The sequence below is a fragment of the Mesorhizobium sp. C416B genome (genome assembly GCF_030323165.1).
Classification (GTDB): domain Bacteria; phylum Pseudomonadota; class Alphaproteobacteria; order Rhizobiales; family Rhizobiaceae; genus Mesorhizobium.
Genome location: NZ_CP100471.1, coordinates 313,452 through 329,893 on the forward strand (window position 1 = coordinate 313,452; position 16,442 = coordinate 329,893).

Annotated in this window: 18 protein-coding genes; 6 read left to right on the forward strand and 12 right to left on the reverse strand. The window is 62.7% G+C overall.

Features of this window, described 5'->3' with window-relative positions; all coding sequences use genetic code 11:
- The first annotated feature begins 95 nt into the window (after window positions 1–95).
- The 4 genes from NLY43_RS01605 to NLY43_RS01620 all read left to right on the forward strand — a co-directional run bounded on the left by NLY43_RS01605 (window position 96) and on the right by NLY43_RS01620 (window position 3,096).
- A complete protein-coding gene (locus NLY43_RS01605; RefSeq protein WP_023693441.1) occupies window positions 96–560 on the forward strand; it encodes a RidA family protein in 465 nt (154 codons plus the stop codon).
- Window positions 561–574: 14 nt separating this feature from the next.
- Window positions 575–1,315 carry a glycerophosphodiester phosphodiesterase gene (locus NLY43_RS01610; protein WP_023693440.1) on the forward strand — a complete coding sequence of 247 codons (741 nt, stop codon included), beginning with the start codon at window positions 575–577 and terminating at the stop codon, window positions 1,313–1,315.
- A 42-nt stretch (window positions 1,316–1,357) separates the two neighbouring features.
- A complete protein-coding gene (locus tag NLY43_RS01615) occupies window positions 1,358–2,572 on the forward strand; it encodes a GNAT family N-acetyltransferase (protein ID WP_023693439.1) in 1,215 nt (404 codons plus the stop codon).
- 95 nt (window positions 2,573–2,667) lie between these two features.
- The gene (locus tag NLY43_RS01620; protein WP_023693438.1) at window positions 2,668–3,096 is read left to right on the forward strand and encodes an HIT family protein; all 429 of its coding nucleotides are present in this window, start codon (window positions 2,668–2,670) and stop codon (window positions 3,094–3,096) included.
- 365 nt (window positions 3,097–3,461) lie between these two features.
- On the opposite strand, the gene clpA is transcribed toward NLY43_RS01620, so the two are convergent.
- The 4 genes from clpA to NLY43_RS01640 all read right to left on the reverse strand — a co-directional run bounded on the left by clpA (window position 3,462) and on the right by NLY43_RS01640 (window position 7,163).
- Window positions 3,462–5,951, reverse strand: coding sequence for an ATP-dependent Clp protease ATP-binding subunit ClpA (gene clpA, locus NLY43_RS01625; RefSeq protein WP_023693436.1), 2,490 nt, complete (start codon window positions 5,949–5,951; stop codon window positions 3,462–3,464).
- Window positions 5,952–5,957: 6 nt separating this feature from the next.
- A complete protein-coding gene (clpS, locus tag NLY43_RS01630; RefSeq protein WP_023671012.1) occupies window positions 5,958–6,284 on the reverse strand; it encodes an ATP-dependent Clp protease adapter ClpS in 327 nt (108 codons plus the stop codon).
- A gap of 277 nt (window positions 6,285–6,561) precedes the next feature.
- The gene (locus NLY43_RS01635; protein WP_023671011.1) at window positions 6,562–6,891 is read right to left on the reverse strand and encodes a phasin family protein; all 330 of its coding nucleotides are present in this window, start codon (window positions 6,889–6,891) and stop codon (window positions 6,562–6,564) included.
- A complete protein-coding gene (locus NLY43_RS01640) occupies window positions 6,888–7,163 on the reverse strand; it encodes a hypothetical protein (protein ID WP_155927172.1) in 276 nt (91 codons plus the stop codon). Before NLY43_RS01640 ends, NLY43_RS01635 begins: the two co-directional genes overlap by 4 nt.
- 68 nt (window positions 7,164–7,231) lie before the next feature.
- Between NLY43_RS01640 and NLY43_RS01645 the strand changes: the two genes are divergently transcribed.
- Window positions 7,232–8,626, forward strand: coding sequence for an SPOR domain-containing protein (locus NLY43_RS01645; protein WP_502882027.1), 1,395 nt, complete (start codon window positions 7,232–7,234; stop codon window positions 8,624–8,626).
- A gap of 46 nt (window positions 8,627–8,672) precedes the next feature.
- Here NLY43_RS01645 and NLY43_RS01650 read toward each other — a convergent pair whose 3' ends face one another.
- The 4 genes from NLY43_RS01650 to NLY43_RS01665 form a co-directional block, all read right to left on the reverse strand.
- Window positions 8,673–9,371 (reverse strand): DnaJ domain-containing protein, encoded by a 699-nt coding sequence (locus NLY43_RS01650; RefSeq protein ID WP_023693434.1) that lies wholly within the window; start codon window positions 9,369–9,371, stop codon window positions 8,673–8,675.
- Window positions 9,371–10,096, reverse strand: a complete 726-nt coding sequence (locus NLY43_RS01655; protein WP_023712359.1) for a hypothetical protein — start codon at window positions 10,094–10,096, stop codon at window positions 9,371–9,373. The genes NLY43_RS01650 and NLY43_RS01655 overlap by 1 nt, the downstream gene beginning before the upstream one ends.
- Before the next feature lie 103 nt (window positions 10,097–10,199).
- On the reverse strand, window positions 10,200–10,637 hold the full coding sequence (locus tag NLY43_RS01660; protein WP_023671006.1) for a DUF1489 family protein: 438 nt from the start codon (window positions 10,635–10,637) through the stop codon (window positions 10,200–10,202).
- A 78-nt stretch (window positions 10,638–10,715) separates the two neighbouring features.
- Window positions 10,716–12,119 carry an L-serine ammonia-lyase gene (locus NLY43_RS01665; RefSeq protein ID WP_023671005.1) on the reverse strand — a complete coding sequence of 468 codons (1,404 nt, stop codon included), beginning with the start codon at window positions 12,117–12,119 and terminating at the stop codon, window positions 10,716–10,718.
- Window positions 12,120–12,390: 271 nt separating this feature from the next.
- Here NLY43_RS01665 and NLY43_RS01670 point away from each other — a divergent pair, with 271 nt between their 5' ends.
- A complete protein-coding gene (locus NLY43_RS01670) occupies window positions 12,391–13,134 on the forward strand; it encodes a DUF599 domain-containing protein (protein WP_023671004.1) in 744 nt (247 codons plus the stop codon).
- Here the strand turns inward: NLY43_RS01670 and NLY43_RS01675 are convergent.
- Genes NLY43_RS01675 through NLY43_RS01690 form a run of 4 tightly spaced genes read right to left on the reverse strand, consistent with a single transcriptional unit; the run spans window position 13,083 to window position 16,440 of the window.
- Window positions 13,083–13,880 carry a YdcF family protein gene (locus NLY43_RS01675; RefSeq protein ID WP_023671003.1) on the reverse strand — a complete coding sequence of 266 codons (798 nt, stop codon included), beginning with the start codon at window positions 13,878–13,880 and terminating at the stop codon, window positions 13,083–13,085. The genes NLY43_RS01670 and NLY43_RS01675 overlap by 52 nt on opposite strands.
- A gap of 7 nt (window positions 13,881–13,887) precedes the next feature.
- Entirely contained in the window at window positions 13,888–14,418 is a 531-nt protein-coding gene (locus tag NLY43_RS01680) for a hypothetical protein (RefSeq protein ID WP_023712360.1), read from the reverse strand.
- Between the two features lies 1 nt (window position 14,419).
- A complete protein-coding gene (locus NLY43_RS01685) occupies window positions 14,420–15,985 on the reverse strand; it encodes an amidase (RefSeq protein WP_023712361.1) in 1,566 nt (521 codons plus the stop codon).
- On the reverse strand, window positions 15,985–16,440 hold the full coding sequence (locus NLY43_RS01690) for a GNAT family N-acetyltransferase (protein ID WP_023706217.1): 456 nt from the start codon (window positions 16,438–16,440) through the stop codon (window positions 15,985–15,987). Before NLY43_RS01690 ends, NLY43_RS01685 begins: the two co-directional genes overlap by 1 nt.
- Window positions 16,441–16,442 lie beyond the last annotated feature (2 nt).

Consider the following 16,442-nt stretch of genomic DNA (forward strand, 5'->3'; position numbering starts at 1 on the left):
GATGGTCCAGCTTAAAAAAAGTCGTGGCGGAAGCGAGGCAAAAATAGCAATTTCGGCCCGGCCAGCGCGGCGTCTCCAAGCAATAGGGAAATACCATGAGTGAAACAATCGAAAAGCGGCTAAGCGATCTCGGCGTGACGATACCTGCCGCCGCAGCGCCCGCCGCGAACTATGTGCCCTATTGCAGGTCCGGCAATCTTTTGTTCACCGCCGGGCAGTTGCCGCTCAAGGACGGCAAGCTGCAGGCAAGCGGCCTGCTCGGCCGCGACGTCGACACGGCAACCGGCAAGGAAGGCGCAAAGTACTGTGCAATCAACATCTTGGCGCAGGCAAAAGCAGCACTTGGCGATCTCGAAAAAATCCAGCGGCTGGTCAAGATCACCGTCTTTGTTGCATCAGTGCCGGATTTCGTCGAGCAGCATCTGGTCGCCAATGGCGCCTCCGATTTCCTGGTCGCGGCCCTTGGCGAGCGCGGCAAGCATGCCCGCTCCGCCGTCGGCACCGCCTGTCTGCCGCTTAATGCCGCAGTGGAAATCGAAGCTGTCTTCGAGGTCGCATGAGCAGGACCAAGACAATGACCGACCTTTCCTGGCTGACCGCCCGGCCGGTGGCGCATCGCGGCTTTCACGACATGAACAAGACGCGCTGGGAAAACACGCTGTCGGCCTTCGCTGCTGCCGCCGAGCGCGGCTATGCGATCGAATGCGACGTGCACCTCTCATCCGACCGCGTTCCCGTCATCATCCATGACGGCGACCTCAAGCGGCTGACCGGCCAGGACGGCTTTGTCTGGCAGCGCACGGCAGCGGAACTGGCGGCGCTCAGGATCGGCGGCACCAAGGACCATGTGCCGACACTGCAAGAAGCGCTCGACCTGGTCGACGGCCGTGTGCCGATGATTGTCGAACTGAAGGGTGTGCCCGGTTACGACGAGGGCTTGGTGGCAAGCGTCGGCAAGATGCTGGAGCGCTACAAGGGCAAGGCGGCGATCATGTCGTTCGACCACTGGCTGGTCCGCGACTTCCCTAGGGATGCGCCTGGCATTCCGGGTGGGCTGACCGCCTACGGCAGGGACAATCAGTTGATCGAGGCGCATTTTGCCATGCTGGCACATGACCTCGCCTTCACCTCCTATGCCGCGGGCGATCTGCCGAACCCGTTCGTCAGCTTCGTGCGCGAAAGGCTTAAAATGCCTGTCATCACCTGGACGGTGCATGACCAGCCGGCGGTGGATCTCACTTTCAAATACGCCGACCAGATGACGTTCGAAGGGTTCGAACCCGATCTGTCAGTGTCGCCTGATGGAAGTGCCTGAAACGTGACTTGTAGCGGCCCCGACAGAGCTTAAATAAGCCCCATGGATCAGGGTGATGAAGGCGACGGGCAAACGGCGAATGCGGAGTTTTCCATCCGCGTCGCCGCCGGCATCAATGCCTTCACCTGCGACGAGTGGAACGGCTTTACCGGCACAACCCGCAGCGACACAGAAAATGGCTATAACCCTCTCGTTTCATATGCTTTTCTGAGCGCGCTTGAAGATTCCGGCTGCGCCGTGCGGCGTACCGGCTGGCAAGGTCATCATCTCAGACTGGAAAATGCCCAAGGCAGATTGCTGGGCGCCGTGCCCTGCTATCTCAAATCGCACAGCCAGGGCGAATATGTCTTCGACCACGGCTGGTCCGATGCGTTCGAACGCGCCGGCGGCAACTACTATCCGAAACTGCAATGCGCCGTGCCGTTCTCTCCGGTCACCGGCCCTCGCCTGCTGGTCAGCAAGGGCGAGGACAGCGCCATTGTGAAGGCCGGTCTCGCAGCGGGCCTGAAGGCGGTGACGGAAAAGCTCGGCGTGTCCTCCGCGCATGTCACCTTCGCCAGTGAAAGCGACGTTGCAACGCTGGAAGCAGCCGGCTTCCTGCACCGCACCGACCAGCAGTTCCACTTCTTCAACGAAGGCTTTTCGACCTATGACGATTTCCTCGCTACGCTGGCATCGCGCAAGCGCAAGGCGATGAAGAAGGAGCGGCGCGAGGCGCTCGCCAACGATATCTCGATCGACCGGCTGACCGGCAAGGACCTGACCGAAAGGGCCTGGGACGATTTCTTCGCCTTCTATATGGACACCGGCAGCCGCAAATGGGGCCGGCCTTATCTCAACCGCAAGTTCTTCTCGCTGATCGGCGAGCGCATGTCCCAGGATATCCTGTTGGTAATGGCCAAGCGCAATGGCCGCTATGTCGCCGGCGCCATCAACTTCATCGGCTCCGATGCGCTCTACGGCCGCAATTGGGGCTGCATCGAGGACCACCCGTTCCTGCATTTCGAAGTTTGCTACCATCAGGCCATCGACTTCGCCATCGAGCGTAAGCTGAAGGTGGTCGAGGCCGGCGCGCAGGGTGAGCACAAGCTGGCGCGCGGCTATCGTCCCGTGACCATGCATTCGGCGCACTACATCGCACATCCCGGCCTGCGCAATGCTGTGGCCGATTATCTCCGGCGTGAGCGGCGCGAGGTCGAGCGGATGGGCGAAATTCTGGAAGAGCATACGCCGTTCCGCAAGGATCTTGAGGAATAGCGATCCGCCCTGCCCTCGCCTGTCGATATCGCCGGACCATCTTGCCGGTCCGGGACAGCTTCGCTACACCGGGAGCATACTCCCGGAGCGCCGCCATGACCGAGGCTTACGACCCCAGCAATATCTTCGCGAAGATCCTGCGCGGCGAAATCCCGTCGCACCGCGTCTACGAGGATGATGCCGTGGTCGCCTTCATGGATGTGATGCCGCAAGGCCCCGGTCACACGCTGGTGGTGCCCAAAGCACCGTCGCGCAATCTGCTCGATGCCGATCCGGCGACGCTCGGCCGGCTGTTCACCACGGTCCAGAAGGTGGCGCTGGCGGTCAAAAAGGCTTTCGGCGCTGACGGGGTCACCATCCTGCAGTTCAACGAACCGGCGTCTGGCCAGACCGTCTACCACCTGCATGTCCATGTCATCCCGCGGTTCGAAGGCATCGCGCTCAAGCCGCATACGGGACAGATGGAGAAGCCCGAAGTGCTGACTGAGAACGCGGCCAGGATCCGGGCAGCGCTGAACGGTTGAGGTGGCGTGCGCCTCAAGGCGATGAGCTCAGCCACAATCCATTACGTCGGTTAGGGAAATATCAAACCACCCGTGATAACGCGCGCCGTACCGGGATGCGTTTGGGTTTTCAAAATCGTGGAACATTCGGTTGCGACATCAGAGCCGTTGGTAGAAGCAGCTGCCGCGCCGTGGATGGCTATGCGAGCGTTCTGATCTCGATCGCCATCTGGAAGGCGTGCGGGTACTTCCTGGGCAAGTTTGCACCCGAGGGCGTCGCCGCCTGACCTAACAACATCTGCCCTGAAAAGCAGGGGCGCTGTGTCGGCAAACCGGCCAGCCAATGAAAAAAGGGCCCGTCACCGGGCCCTTCATAGGCGAACCTTTCAGCTCTTGCGCGGCAGTTGCGGCACCAGGCTGCGCTTGCCGCCATCCTTGCCCTTGGGCTCAGGCTCGTCCTTGCCCTTGGGCTGAGGCTTCTGCGCCACCGCCTTCTTGGCGACGGGCTTCTTGGCCACTGCCTTGCGGGCTTTCGGCGTCTCTTCCGGCTCCTGCTTCGGCTGCACCGGGGCTTCGTCGGCCAGTGATTCGAGCTTCAGGCCGGTTTCGCCGGTTTCCTTCTTCTCGACGGTGACGCGCACCGTGCCGCCCTTCTTGAGCTTGCCGAACAGCACCTCGTCGGCCAACGGCTTCTTGATGTGCTCCTGGATGACCCGGCCGAGCGGCCGCGCACCCATGCGTTCATCGTAGCCCTTGTCGGCCAGCCAGGCGATCGCGTCCGGCGACAGGTCGAAGGTGACGCCCCGCTCGGAGAGCTGGGCCTCGAGCTGCATGACGAACTTCTGCACCACCTGATGGATGACCGGCACCGGCAGCGAGCCGAACGGGATGATCGCATCGAGACGGTTGCGGAACTCCGGCGTGAACAACCGGTTGATGGCCTCGACATCGTCGCCTTCGCGCTTGGTCGATCCGAAACCGATCGCCGCGCGCTGCGCATCGGATGCGCCCGCATTGGTGGTCATGATAAGGATGACATTGCGGAAGTCGATCTGCTTGCCGTTGTGGTCGGTCAGCTTGCCGTGGTCCATGACCTGCAACAGGATGTTGAACAGGTCCGGATGCGCCTTCTCAACTTCATCCAGCAAGAGCACGCAGTGCGGATGCTGGTCGACCCCGTCGGTGAGCAGACCGCCCTGGTCGAAGCCGACATAGCCGGGAGGCGCCCCGATCAACCGCGAGACGGTGTGGCGTTCCATATATTCCGACATGTCGAAGCGGATCAGCTCGACGCCGAGCGAGGCAGCCAACTGCTTGGCGACTTCGGTCTTGCCGACGCCGGTCGGGCCTGAGAACAGGTAGGAGCCGATCGGCTTTTCCGGTTCGCGCAGGCCGGCACGCGCCAGCTTGATCGCCGAGGTCAGCGCGGTGATGGCGGTGTCCTGGCCATAGACGACGCGCTTCAGCTCGATGTCGAGGCCTTGCAGCACCTTCTCGTCGTCTGCCGAAACCGTCTTCGGCGGGATGCGGGCCATCGTGGCGATCGTGGCTTCGATCTCCTTGATGCCGATCGTCTTCTTGCGCTTGGCTTCCGGCACCAGCATCTGCGAGGCGCCGGTCTCGTCGATCACGTCGATCGCCTTGTCCGGCAGCTTGCGGTCGTTGATGTAGCGGGCCGACAGTTCCACCGAAGCCTTGATCGCCTCGTTGGTGAACTTCACCTTGTGGAATTCCTCATAATAGGGCTTGAGGCCCTTCATGATCTCGATGGCGTCCTCGATGGTCGGCTCGTTGACGTCGATCTTCTGGAAGCGCCGCACCAGAGCGCGGTCCTTCTCGAAGAACTGGCGGAACTCCTTGTAAGTGGTCGAGCCGATGCAGCGGATGGCACCCGAAGACAGCGCCGGCTTCAACAGGTTCGACGCATCCATCGCGCCGCCTGACGTGGCGCCGGCCCCGATCACCGTGTGGATCTCGTCGATGAACAGCACGGCGCCGGGATAATCCTCGAGCTCCTTGACGACCTGCTTCAGCCGCTCTTCGAAATCGCCGCGATAGCGCGTGCCGGCCAACAGCGTGCCCATGTCGAGCGCGAAGATGGTGGCGTCCTGCAGCACTTCGGGCACATCGCCTTCAACGATGCGCTTGGCCAGGCCTTCGGCAATCGCCGTCTTGCCAACGCCGGGATCGCCGACATAGAGCGGGTTGTTCTTGGAACGGCGGCACAGCACCTGGATGGTGCGGTTGATTTCGCTCTCGCGGCCGATCAGCGGATCGATCTTGCCGGCCTTGGCCTTGTTGTTGAGGTTGACGCAATAAGCCGTCAGCGCATCCTGCTGCTGCTTCTTCTTGCCGCCTTCCTCCTGCGGCTCGGCGCCATTCGGGCCGCCCTGCTCGTCATCGGCGCCGCGCGGCGAGCGCGTCTCCGATGCGCCGGGGCGCTTGGCGATGCCGTGCGAGATGTAGTTGACCGCGTCGTAGCGGGTCATCTGCTGTTCCTGCAGGAAATAAGCGGCATGGCTCTCGCGCTCGGCAAAGATGGCGACGAGCACGTTGGCGCCGGACACTTCCTCGCGGCCGGATGACTGTACATGGATCACGGCGCGCTGGATGACGCGCTGGAAGCCGGCGGTCGGCTTGGAATCCTCATCGTAACCGGTGACCAGATTGTCGAGTTCGGTGTCGATATAGGTCAGAACGGTGTGCTTCAGCTCGTCCAGATCGACGTTGCAGGCGCGCATAACGGCGGCCGCCTCGGTGTCGTCGATGAGGGCGAGCAGCAGATGTTCTAGGGTTGCATATTCATGGTGCCGCTCATTGGCGAGCGTCAGCGCCTGGTGAAGCGCCTTTTCCAGGCCTTGGGAGAAAGCCGGCATGTTACCTCACTTCTTCTCCATCACGCATTGCAGCGGATGCTGATTCTGTCGGGCGAAATCCATGACCTGAGACACTTTGGTCTCGGCCACCTCGAATGTATAGACCCCGCACTCGCCCACCCCATGATTGTGAACATGAAGCATGATGCGTGTGGCGGCTTCGCGGTCCTTTTGAAAAAAACGCTCCAGGACGTGAACCACGAACTCCATGGGCGTATAGTCGTCGTTGAGGATGAGGACCCTGTAAAGGCTGGGCTTCTTGGTCTTGGTCTTCGTGCGCGTAATGACGGCTGTGCCGCGACCGGCCTCATTGCCGTCGCCGTCACTTTGCATCCGCACCACGCTTGTTGTGGCAGTCAAACCTGAAGTCACGTAATCCTGCCTCTTTCGAATCCCCATGGCGAGTTCGATATGTAGGTGTTCGATGGACGATTTTAAGCCCTTCTTGTTAGCTGACAATATGGCTAGGTGGGCAAACCGAGGCGATTTTCAAAATCGTGAACCGCCAAAGCCCCGGAATTGAAACCGGCATGAAAAAACCCGGCCGCGCATCCGCGACCGGGTCTGTTTTGCAAGCCCGAAAGGCCGTGCCTGGTATTCTCGAGCGAAATTACTTCGCCTTGGCGACAATCGATTCGAAGGGCTTGTAAGCCTCCTTGGCGAGATCGGCATAGAGATCGCCGAACTTGGTCGCCTCGGCAACGAAGCTCTCATAGCTCTGCTTGGCGAAGTCGGACTGGATCTCGACCGCCTTTTCCAGCGACTTGGCGGAGAACAGCTTTTCGACCGCGGCGCTGCCGGCTTCGAAGCTCTTCTTGGTGTATTCGCCAGCTTCGGTGGCGATCGCCTGCGCGCCCTTGGAGAGCGAGGTGAAGCTCTTCAATCCGGTATCGGCAAACTCCTTGCCGTATTTCGAGAAGTCCTCGTAGGTCTGGGTCATTTGACGTTTCCCTTGGCGTTTTGAAGCGCCCTTGCCTGAGCGCGGTTGTGCAATGCACGAGAATATATTGTGCGCTGCACAAAAGTCAAGATTTCAGCGGCATCAGGCCGCGCTGCGCCGGCAACAGCTAAAATTCGAATAAAGAAAGGCTCAAGCCCGAGGAAAATGGTGAACGCGCCGGTTACCATAAACGGATTGGTAACGCTGGCCGCGATAGTTTGACGACAAGTGAGGTCGGATCCCTTTGCCGCCTCCATGGCAATGAGTTTCAAAGGAACTATCAGTGCGTCAGGCGTTGTCGGTCTTCGGTTCAAAATCCGCATCTTCCCTCAAAATGATCATGATCCTCGCTTTGGCGATGTCATTTGTCGTTGCGGATGCCGCGTCCTCGATGGCCGCCAGGTCTTCGGCGATCGTCGTCGACGCCAAGACCGGCAAGGTGCTTTATTCGTCCGATGCCAACGGCCGGCGCTACCCGGCGTCGCTGACCAAGATGATGACGCTCTATCTGACCTTCGAGGCCATGGCGAAGGGCCGGATCAGCAGGAACACGCCCGTGCCGTTCTCGGCCAAAGCGGCGGCCGAACCGCCGACCAAGCTCGGCGTCAAGGCGGGCGGAGCGGTTTCGGTCGAGACCGCCATCCTGTCGATGGTGACCAAGTCGGCCAATGATTCGGCGACCGCGCTCGGCGAACTGCTCGGCGGCAGCGAAAGCAATTTCGCCCGCATGATGACCGCCAAGGCGCGCGCGCTCGGCATGGACGGCACCGTGTTTCGCAATGCCAACGGCCTGCCCGATCCCGGCCAGTTCACAACCGCCCACGACATGGCGATGCTTGGCATAGCGCTCAGGGAACATTATCCGCAGTATTACGGCTATTTCTCGCAGCGCTCCTTCCTTTACGGCCGCCAGCGCATCAATGGCCACAACCGTCTGCTCGGCCGCATCAAGGGCGTCGACGGCATCAAGACCGGCTATACCCGCGCCTCCGGCTTCAACCTCGTCTCGTCGGTTTCGGATGGCAACCGCCGCCTCGTCGCCGTCGTCATGGGCGGCACTTCGGGGCGCAGCCGCGACAATCAGATGGCCGGCCTGATCAACGCCTACATGCCGCGCGCATCGACCCGCGGCGGCGGCGCCCTGGTCGCCAAGGCCGGCGGCGACAATCCGGTCAAGGCGCTGGCCAAGGTCTTCCTGCCCAAGCATGACGCGCCGACGCCCGATGGCAAGCCGATCGTTGAAGACGATGCCGTAGCGTCCAATGACGATCCGACATCCGCTGACGAGCAGTCTGCTGAAGGCCAGTCTGCCGACGAACAGACGGTGGCCGCGGTCGAAGAGCCCGCCCCCGTCGTCAAGACCAGGAAGGTCAAGACCGTCATCGTGACGGCGCCGAAGGTCGAAACTGCGCAGATTGTGGCTGCCTATGCCGAACCCACGCCTGCATCCCCTCAGGGGGTCGACCCGGTCAACACGGCCTCGGTGCCGGCTGGCTGGGCGGTGCAGGTAGCGTCGTCGCCCAAGCAGTCCGAAGCCCTGGCTTTCCTAGACAAGACCGCCAAGCAGGCGCCCAAGGTTCTTGGGGCTGCTTCCGGCTTCACCGTCGCCTTCCAGAAGGATGGCGAGACCTATTACCGCGCCCGGTTCGGCGGCTTCCGCTCGAAGGACGCGGCCTGGAATGCCTGCAATGCCCTGAAGAAAAAGAAAATCGCCTGCTACGCCGTCCAACAGTAGGGCGGCGTCGGAACCATCTCCCGGAAATTTACTGCGTCGAAGGAGACTAGTTGTGATTGGAGAGCAAGACGTCCTTGGCTTCGTTGATCCGCGCCGCCAGGAAAGACGTGCCGCCGATGTCGGGGTGCAGGCGCTGCATCAGGCGGCGGTGCGCCTTGCGGACATCCGCCGCGGCGGCCCCCGCTTCAAGACCAAGGATCTTGTAGGCCTCCTCCTTAGTCATGGCGCCCGCACCTGGCGCAACACCCAGCCCTTCGCCACCGTTCGCCTCAGCGTCTTTGCGCCAGACGGGAAAACGGCCGTCAAGATACGTCTCTAGGAGTTGGCGGCTCTCCGGGTCGCCGGGGAGTTCGCGGTAAAGCTGCTGCAGCTCGGCCAGGCCCATCGCACCCAGCATCTTGCCTTCATGGCGGCCGGCCAGAACCAGGCCTTCAAGCCCGCCCGTATCGTGATCAAGCTCCATTTCCAATGCGGCGGTCCGCACCGTCGAGCGCTTGCCGGGCGCCGGCCCGAGCGACGGCCGCTTCATTCGCATCGAACCGTACCAGGCAAGGGCCGCGGCCAGAATGAGGCCGGCAATGCCTTCGCGCCCGACCACCAGCACGGCGAGCCCGACCAGCGCCAGAAGCACCGGCCCGAGCGTGCGCATGCCGCTTGCCAGTTTTTGCGCATCGGCGCGGACAAAGATCGTCGCCGCGCCGAGCAGCACCAGAAACAGTGCAACAAGTGCAATGATAGCGCCCATCAATTCCCGCCGCCCCTGAGATGCTCGATCAGCAGCCGGTCTCCCGGCCTGTCCCTTGCCTCGAGCGCCTTCAATCCGCCGGTCGCATAGACGGCAACCGCCGAAAGCAGCCCGGCCAAGGTCGCGGCAGCCCGCCGATCAAATCGGAACCAAGCCCCTTTGGACAGCCGCGCAATCTCCTTGAACGCCTTTTCTGCGCCGGGATCATGGCCTTCCTGGAAGACGAAGACGGGAACGCCGTGCAGACCGAGGCTGCCGGCCTTCTGCGCCAGGTCGTCGATATCCTCTTCCATGGCGTCGCCGATATAGACCAGAGCATTGACCTTGGCCGCCGCCGTTTCCTTCAGCGCATGCGCCAGCACCTTGCCGATCTGGGTGTGGCCGGCACGGCAGTCGATCCGCGTCATCAGCTGCTTCAGGGCATTGGTGTCGGCGACAAAAGCCGACGAGCGGCACTCGCCCAACCCGCGAAAATAGGCCAATTGGACACTGAGGGTGCCGGCCTTGCCAACGGCGTCGAACATCTCGCCCTGCAGCTTGGCGGCGACATCCCAGGTCGGCTGGCGGCTCATCGTTGCGTCGAGGGCAAGGATCAGCCGGCCCGTGCCGGTCGCGACAAGCGTCCGGGCCTGACGGATAAAGGCGTCGATCTCGCCGGCATTGGATTGAGGCTTGACCGGCGCAGGACTGGCCCTTGCGGGCACGCGCTGCTTCTTGTCGCTCATAAGAAGCAAGATGTGGCGTTGTCGGCCCCCTTGCAAGTCCAGCCTTGGACAAGATGAAGGGCCAGCGCTCGACGCTCTGGGAGAAGCGGCCGCGCCCTTGGCTCTACAGCAAGCCCAGATCGGCGAGCTCGCGCTTCAGTTTCGGCGGCATCTCGACCATTCCGGCCTTGCCCTTGCCGATATCTGCGGGCGCATCCGAAGGTTTGAGATAACGCCAGCCCTGGAAGGCGCGGCGCGGCTGCCAGTCGGTGCGCACGACGTCGAGGTCGAGCATCAGGCGGCAACGGCCGATGCCTTCGTCGTCCGTGAAGGGCCTGATATCAGTGATCAGCTGGCGGCATTGCACGCTGCCCTTGATCACCCAATAAAGCGAACCGCCATCGGTGACCTCGGCGCCGCGCGTCGGCACCATGCGGGTGGTGTGCCAGTGCTCGGCGGGTTCGCCGGCGCGGCGGCGCTCATCGAGGCGGAAGGCGATCCATTCTTCGAGGTCCTCGACGCTGTCGCAACCGACGCACAGTTTTAGGAGATTGAGTGCCATCGCTTAAGGTTTAGTCCGGCGCGCGATTGCGTCAACGGCCCTGCCCGACTTCTCCACAGTGCCAGTGGCGTTGCGCGGTCAGCATTCCACGACATTGACGGCGAGCCCGCCAAGGCTGGTTTCCTTGTACTTCTCGTTCATGTCGAGGCCCGTCTGGCGCATTGTTTCGATCGCGGCGTCGAGCGGCACGAAATGGACGCCGTCGCCTTTGATCGCCAGAGAGGCGGCGGTGACCGCCTTGACGGCGCCGAGCGCGTTGCGCTCGATGCAAGGCACTTGGACCAGACCGCCGACTGGATCGCAAGTCATGCCGAGATGATGTTCGAGCGCGATTTCGGCGGCGTTCTCGACCTGCTCGGGCGTGCCGCCCATGACGGCGCAGAGACCCGCGGCAGCCATCGCCGAGGCCGAGCCGACCTCGCCCTGGCAGCCGACTTCGGCGCCGGAGATCGAGGCATTGGTCTTGATGATGCCGCCGACGGCGGCGGCCGTGAGCAGGAAGTCGCGGATGCTCGGCTGGTCAGCCTCGGGGTGGAAATGCAGCCAGTAACGCAGCACCGCCGGCAATGTGCCGGCCGCGCCATTGGTGGGCGCGGTGACGACGCGTCCACCGGCCGCGTTCTCTTCGTTCACCGCCATGGCGTAGATCGACAGCCAGTCATTGGCCAGCAAAGGGTTGGGCTTGTTCTGCTGCCATTGCTCCTGCAGCTTGTCGTGCAGCATGCGGGCACGACGGCGCACTTTCAGCCCGCCCGGCATGATGCCGTCCTGCGACAGGCCGCGGTCGATGCAGCCCTTCATGGCGCCCCAGATCGCATCAAGGCCGCTGTCGAGCTCCTCGCGCGACATATGCGTCTCTTCATTGACGCGCTTCATGTCGGCGATAGACAGGCCGCTTTTGCCTGCCATCTTCAGCATCTCGACGGCGTTCTTGAAGGGATAGGGCACCTTCTTGCCTTCTGTGGTCACCGAGCCCTTGACCTTCATCCGCTGCAGCTCTTCCTCGGACACCACGAAGCCGCCGCCGATGGAATAATAGATGCGCTTGAGCAGCAGCCGGTCGCCGGCATCGTAAGCGTAGAAAGCCATGCCGTTGGCGTGGCCGGTGAGCGGCGTCTTGCGGTCGAGCACCAGATCCGTCGCCGGGTCGAAGCGATAGGAGGGATGGCCGTGTGGCGATATCCGCTTCTCGGCGGCGATGCGCGTGGCGATGCCTTCGGCCTGATCGGGATCGACCGTCTGCGGTGTCAGGCCAGCAAGGCCGAGGACAACGGCGCGATCCGAGCCATGGCCGATACCGGTATAGGCGAGCGAACCGTGCAGGCTGGCGCCCAGACGATCAACTTTCGCGCCGGCCGGGCGCGGCCAGTCGTCTCCGGCGATCTCGTCGAGAAACCGCCGCGCCGCTGTCATCGGTCCCATCGTGTGCGAACTCGACGGTCCGACGCCGATCTTGAACAGGTCGAAAACCGAAAGAAACACGCTGCGCCGTCTCCGGGAATGGGATCAAGACCTACATATAGGACTTTCCATGATGTTTGTGCTGTTTTGCGGATTGCGGCGCTGCACCTGCCGACCTTGTTTGCTCCGGCAGCGACATCACCGGCTGAAAGCGTGTCGCGCTGAAACGGATTCATGCGACGCGCTTTAAGTTCTTGTTTCAATGCATGTCGTTGTCCCAGAACCGCAGCTCACCTCTGGGCGCATGCATTGGAGCATCGAACTGACCGCTTTGCCTGTGGTAAAAGGCGGCATGGGCGATTCCTTCCATCTGTCGACGGCTGATCTGGCGGCGCTGGCTTTCTTCCTGCTCGCATGGTTGCTGCATACGCTGGCGTCCGACGGCAGACTGGTCAGCCGGGTGTCGTTGACGATGGCCATGAACGTGCAGCGCGAGGCCTGGATGCGCACCATGGCCGAGCGCGAAATCCGCATCGTCGACACCGCCATCATGAGCGGCCTGCAGCAAGGCACCGCCTTTTTCGCCTCCAGTTCGCTGATTGCGCTCGGTGGCTGTTTCGCGCTGCTTGGCGCCTCGGATCAGGTCCTTGCCGTGCTGAACGACCTGCCGTTGAACGCGACCTCATCGCGCTCCGCCTTTCAGATCAAGGTCTTTGGCCTGGTGCTGATCCTGGCCTTCGCCTTCTTCAAGTTCGGCTGGGCCTACCGTCTCTTCAACTACTGCACGATCCTGATCGGCGCGGTGCCGATCCCCTATGGCGAGGCGTCACGCAACCCGGTCAGCGAAACGGCGGTGTGGCGCGCGGCGCGCATGAACATGCTGGCCGGCAAGCATTTCAATTCAGGCCTGCGCGCGGTGTTCTTCTCGATCGGCTATCTCGGCTGGTTCGTCGACCCGATCGTGTTCGTGCTGTCGACGCTGCTGCTACTGGCAGTGCTGGTGCGGCGTCAGTTCTTTTCCGCCGCAAGGCAAGCCGTGATCGGTCAGCCGCCCGGGCCGGGGAAAAGCTGGTCGATCCGGCCCGACAGCCAATAGGCGGCGAGCCCGATCCACTCGCGGATCGCCACGGTCGTGGTCTGCAGCGAATCGGGTGCGTTGTCGCGAAACAGGCCAAAGCCTTCCTTGCCCGAGGTGCGATAGTCGACCGGCCACGGGACCGTGTGAAAGCCGGCCTTGTCGAACAGCGCCTTGGCGCGCGGCATGTGGAAGGCGGAGGTCACCAGCAGCCAGGTTTCGCCCGATTTCGGCGTTACCAGTTCCTTGGTGAAGACGGCATTCTCATAGGTGTTGCGGGATTTGCTCTCGAGCATCAGGCGATCGGCGTCGACGCCAAGCGCACCGAGCAGCCGCGGCGCGGTGGCCGCATCCCCCTCGCCATCGATGAACAGTTCACCGGTGCCGCCCGAGATAACCACTTTCGCCTCGGGAAAGCGCCGGGCAAGGATCGCCGCCTCGACCATGCGGTCGCCGCCGGAATTCAGCTCATAGCCGCCGCGCGCCAAGTTGATGGCGCCCTCGAAGCCGCCGCCGAGCACGACAATGCCGTCGACCTTCCGCGGCAGCGGCGGCTTTGGGAAGCGCTCTTCGAGCGGATTGAGCATCATGGCGCCAAGCGACGTCCAGGCCGACAGCGCCAGAATCAGGAAGGCGAACACACTGCCCGTCGCCGCCAATCGCCGGCGGCCGATCAGCGCCGCGAGCAAGCCGGCAAGCAGCAGGAAGATCGCCAGGTTGAGTGGTTGGACGAAGAACCAGAATACCTTGGAGAGATAGAAGAACATTGCCTGCCTATCTCCAGCTCAAATTGTGACGGCCGGTGAAGTGCTCGACCGCACTCGCTACCGCTTCCGCTTCGAGGCGGCTTAACTCCCTGCCGAAAACAAGGGCGCCGTTCGCGTTGGTCAAGCTGATGACTTCCGACAGTCCCACTTCGTCCGTGGGATAGGTATGGTCGAGGATTTCGACCCTAAGATGCCCTTTCAAAGGCAGTGACCACCGATTTCGCAAAGAACCCCTCACCGAGCGCACGGCTGCGGTGTCGGTCAGCCGCAGGGTTTCCCTGCCGAACACCCGCCAGATGAAATCCTTGCCCAGGAAATAGGTGAAGAGGGCAATGACCGCCACGAAGGACAGCAGGCCGAGCGTGCCGCTGGTGAGCGTTGCGGACGACATATCCGTCAATCCCATGTAGCCGGTGTAGGCGACGATCGCGGCCCCGATCAGGACAAAGACTGTCCTGAAATCCGAGGTGCGTGGCGGGTTCGTGATCAGCAGTTCGTTTCCCGTCTCGACGATGGAAATGCGAGACGGAGGCGGCATGCTACCACCACTTCTCCGGCTGGAAGGTTCCCGCCGCCTGCTCGATGACGGCGGCTGTCTGGAACAGGGTTTCCTCGTCGAAGGGACGGCCAATCAGCTGCAGGCCGAGCGGCAGGCCCTTGGCATCGAGGCCGGCAGGCACGGCAATGCCCGGCAGTCCGGCCATGTTCACGGTCACCGTGAAAATGTCGTTGAGGTACATTTTTACCGGATCGGCGGCCATGTCCTCGTCGGCGATGCCGAAGGCGGCCGACGGCGTCGCCGGCGTCAGGATGACGTCGACGCCGTCGGCAAAAACCGTCTCGAAGTCGCGCTTGATCAAATTGCGCACCTTCTGCGCCTGCAGATAGTAGGCATCGTAATAGCCTGCCGACAGCACATAGGTGCCGATCATGATGCGACGCTTGACCTCTTGACCGAACCCGGCGGCTCGGGTCTTTTCGTACATGTCGACAATGTCCTGGCCTGGCACGCGCAAGCCATAGCGGACGCCGTCATAGCGCGCCAGATTGGACGATGCTTCGGCAGGCGCTACGATATAATAAGCCGGCAAAGCATACTTGGTGTGCGGCAGCGAAATGTCGACGATCTCGGCGCCGGCATCCCTGAGCCAGGCAATGCCCTTCTGCCACAGCGCCTCGATCTCTTCCGGCATGCCGTCGACGCGGTATTCCCGGGGAATGCCGACCTTCATGCCCCTGATCGGTTTGCCGATCGCCGCCTCGTAATCCGGCACCGGCCGGTCGACGGAAGTGGTGTCCTTGGCGTCGACCGAGGCCATGGACTTCAGCATGATCGCGGCATCGCGCACGTCCCGGGCGATCGGGCCCGCCTGATCGAGCGACGAAGCGAAGGCGACGATGCCCCAGCGCGAGCAGCGGCCATAGGTCGGCTTGATGCCGACGGTGCCGGTGAAGGCGGCTGGCTGGCGGATCGAGCCGCCGGTGTCGGTGGCGGTGGCGCCGGCGCACAGGAAAGCCGAGACGGCGGAAGCCGAGCCCCCCGACGAGCCCCCCGGCACCAGTTGGGCATTGTCCAGCGTGCGCGCGGTCTTCGTGCCGCCGGCCGAAACGAAACCGCCATCGCCCTGATGCGTGGTCGGCATCACCACCGTGTCGAGGCGCGAACGCCGCCACGGATTGACGACAGGGCCGTAATAGGAGGTCTCGTTGGACGAGCCCATGGCGAACTCGTCCATGTTGAGCTTGCCCAGCATGACGGCGCCGTCTGCCCACAAATTGGCGGTGACTGTCGATTCGTAGCGCGGCTTGAAGCCGTCGAGCACATGGCTGCAGGCCTGGGTGTGGACACCTTCGGTGCCGAACAGGTCCTTGATGCCGAGCGGGATGCCCTCCAGCGCACCGCCCTGGCCCTTGGCGAGCCTGGCGTCGGAAGCTTTGGCCATATCGCGCGCCTTGTCGCCGGTGACGACGATGTAGGCATTGAGCACCGGATTGGCGCGCTCGATGGCACCGAGATAGGCCTCGGTGATTTCGACGGCCGAAATCTCCTTGGCGCGCAGCTTGGCGCGCGCCTGCGAAATTGTCAGATGGGTCAGTTCGCTCATCAAAGGCTCTTTTCGTAAAACACCGACCACTCGGAATCGGGATAATCCAGCACCGGCCCGCAGCGCGAGAAGCCGGCCCGTTCGTAGACGGTCCAGGCGGCGGGATGGCGGTCGCCGGTTTCAAGCACCAGGCGCTTCAGCCCTTCGCTGCGCGCCAGCGTTTCGACATGCTCGACGATCTTGGCGCCGATCTTCCTGCCGCGATGCGAGGGCCGCGTGTACATGCGCTTGACCTCACCGACGCGGGCGTCATGGCGCTTCAGCGCGCCGCAACCGATGGCTTGCCCGTCGTCGCGGGCGATGAACACGGTGGTGTCGTCGCCAGCCATCTGCTCGACCGTCAGATGGTAGCAATGCTCCGGCGGCGTCAGTTCGAGCAGCGTCGCGTTGAGCTCCTCGACCAAAGCGCGGACATCGTCCTGCAGCGGCGTTTCGATGGCGATCTCGATTGCCATCG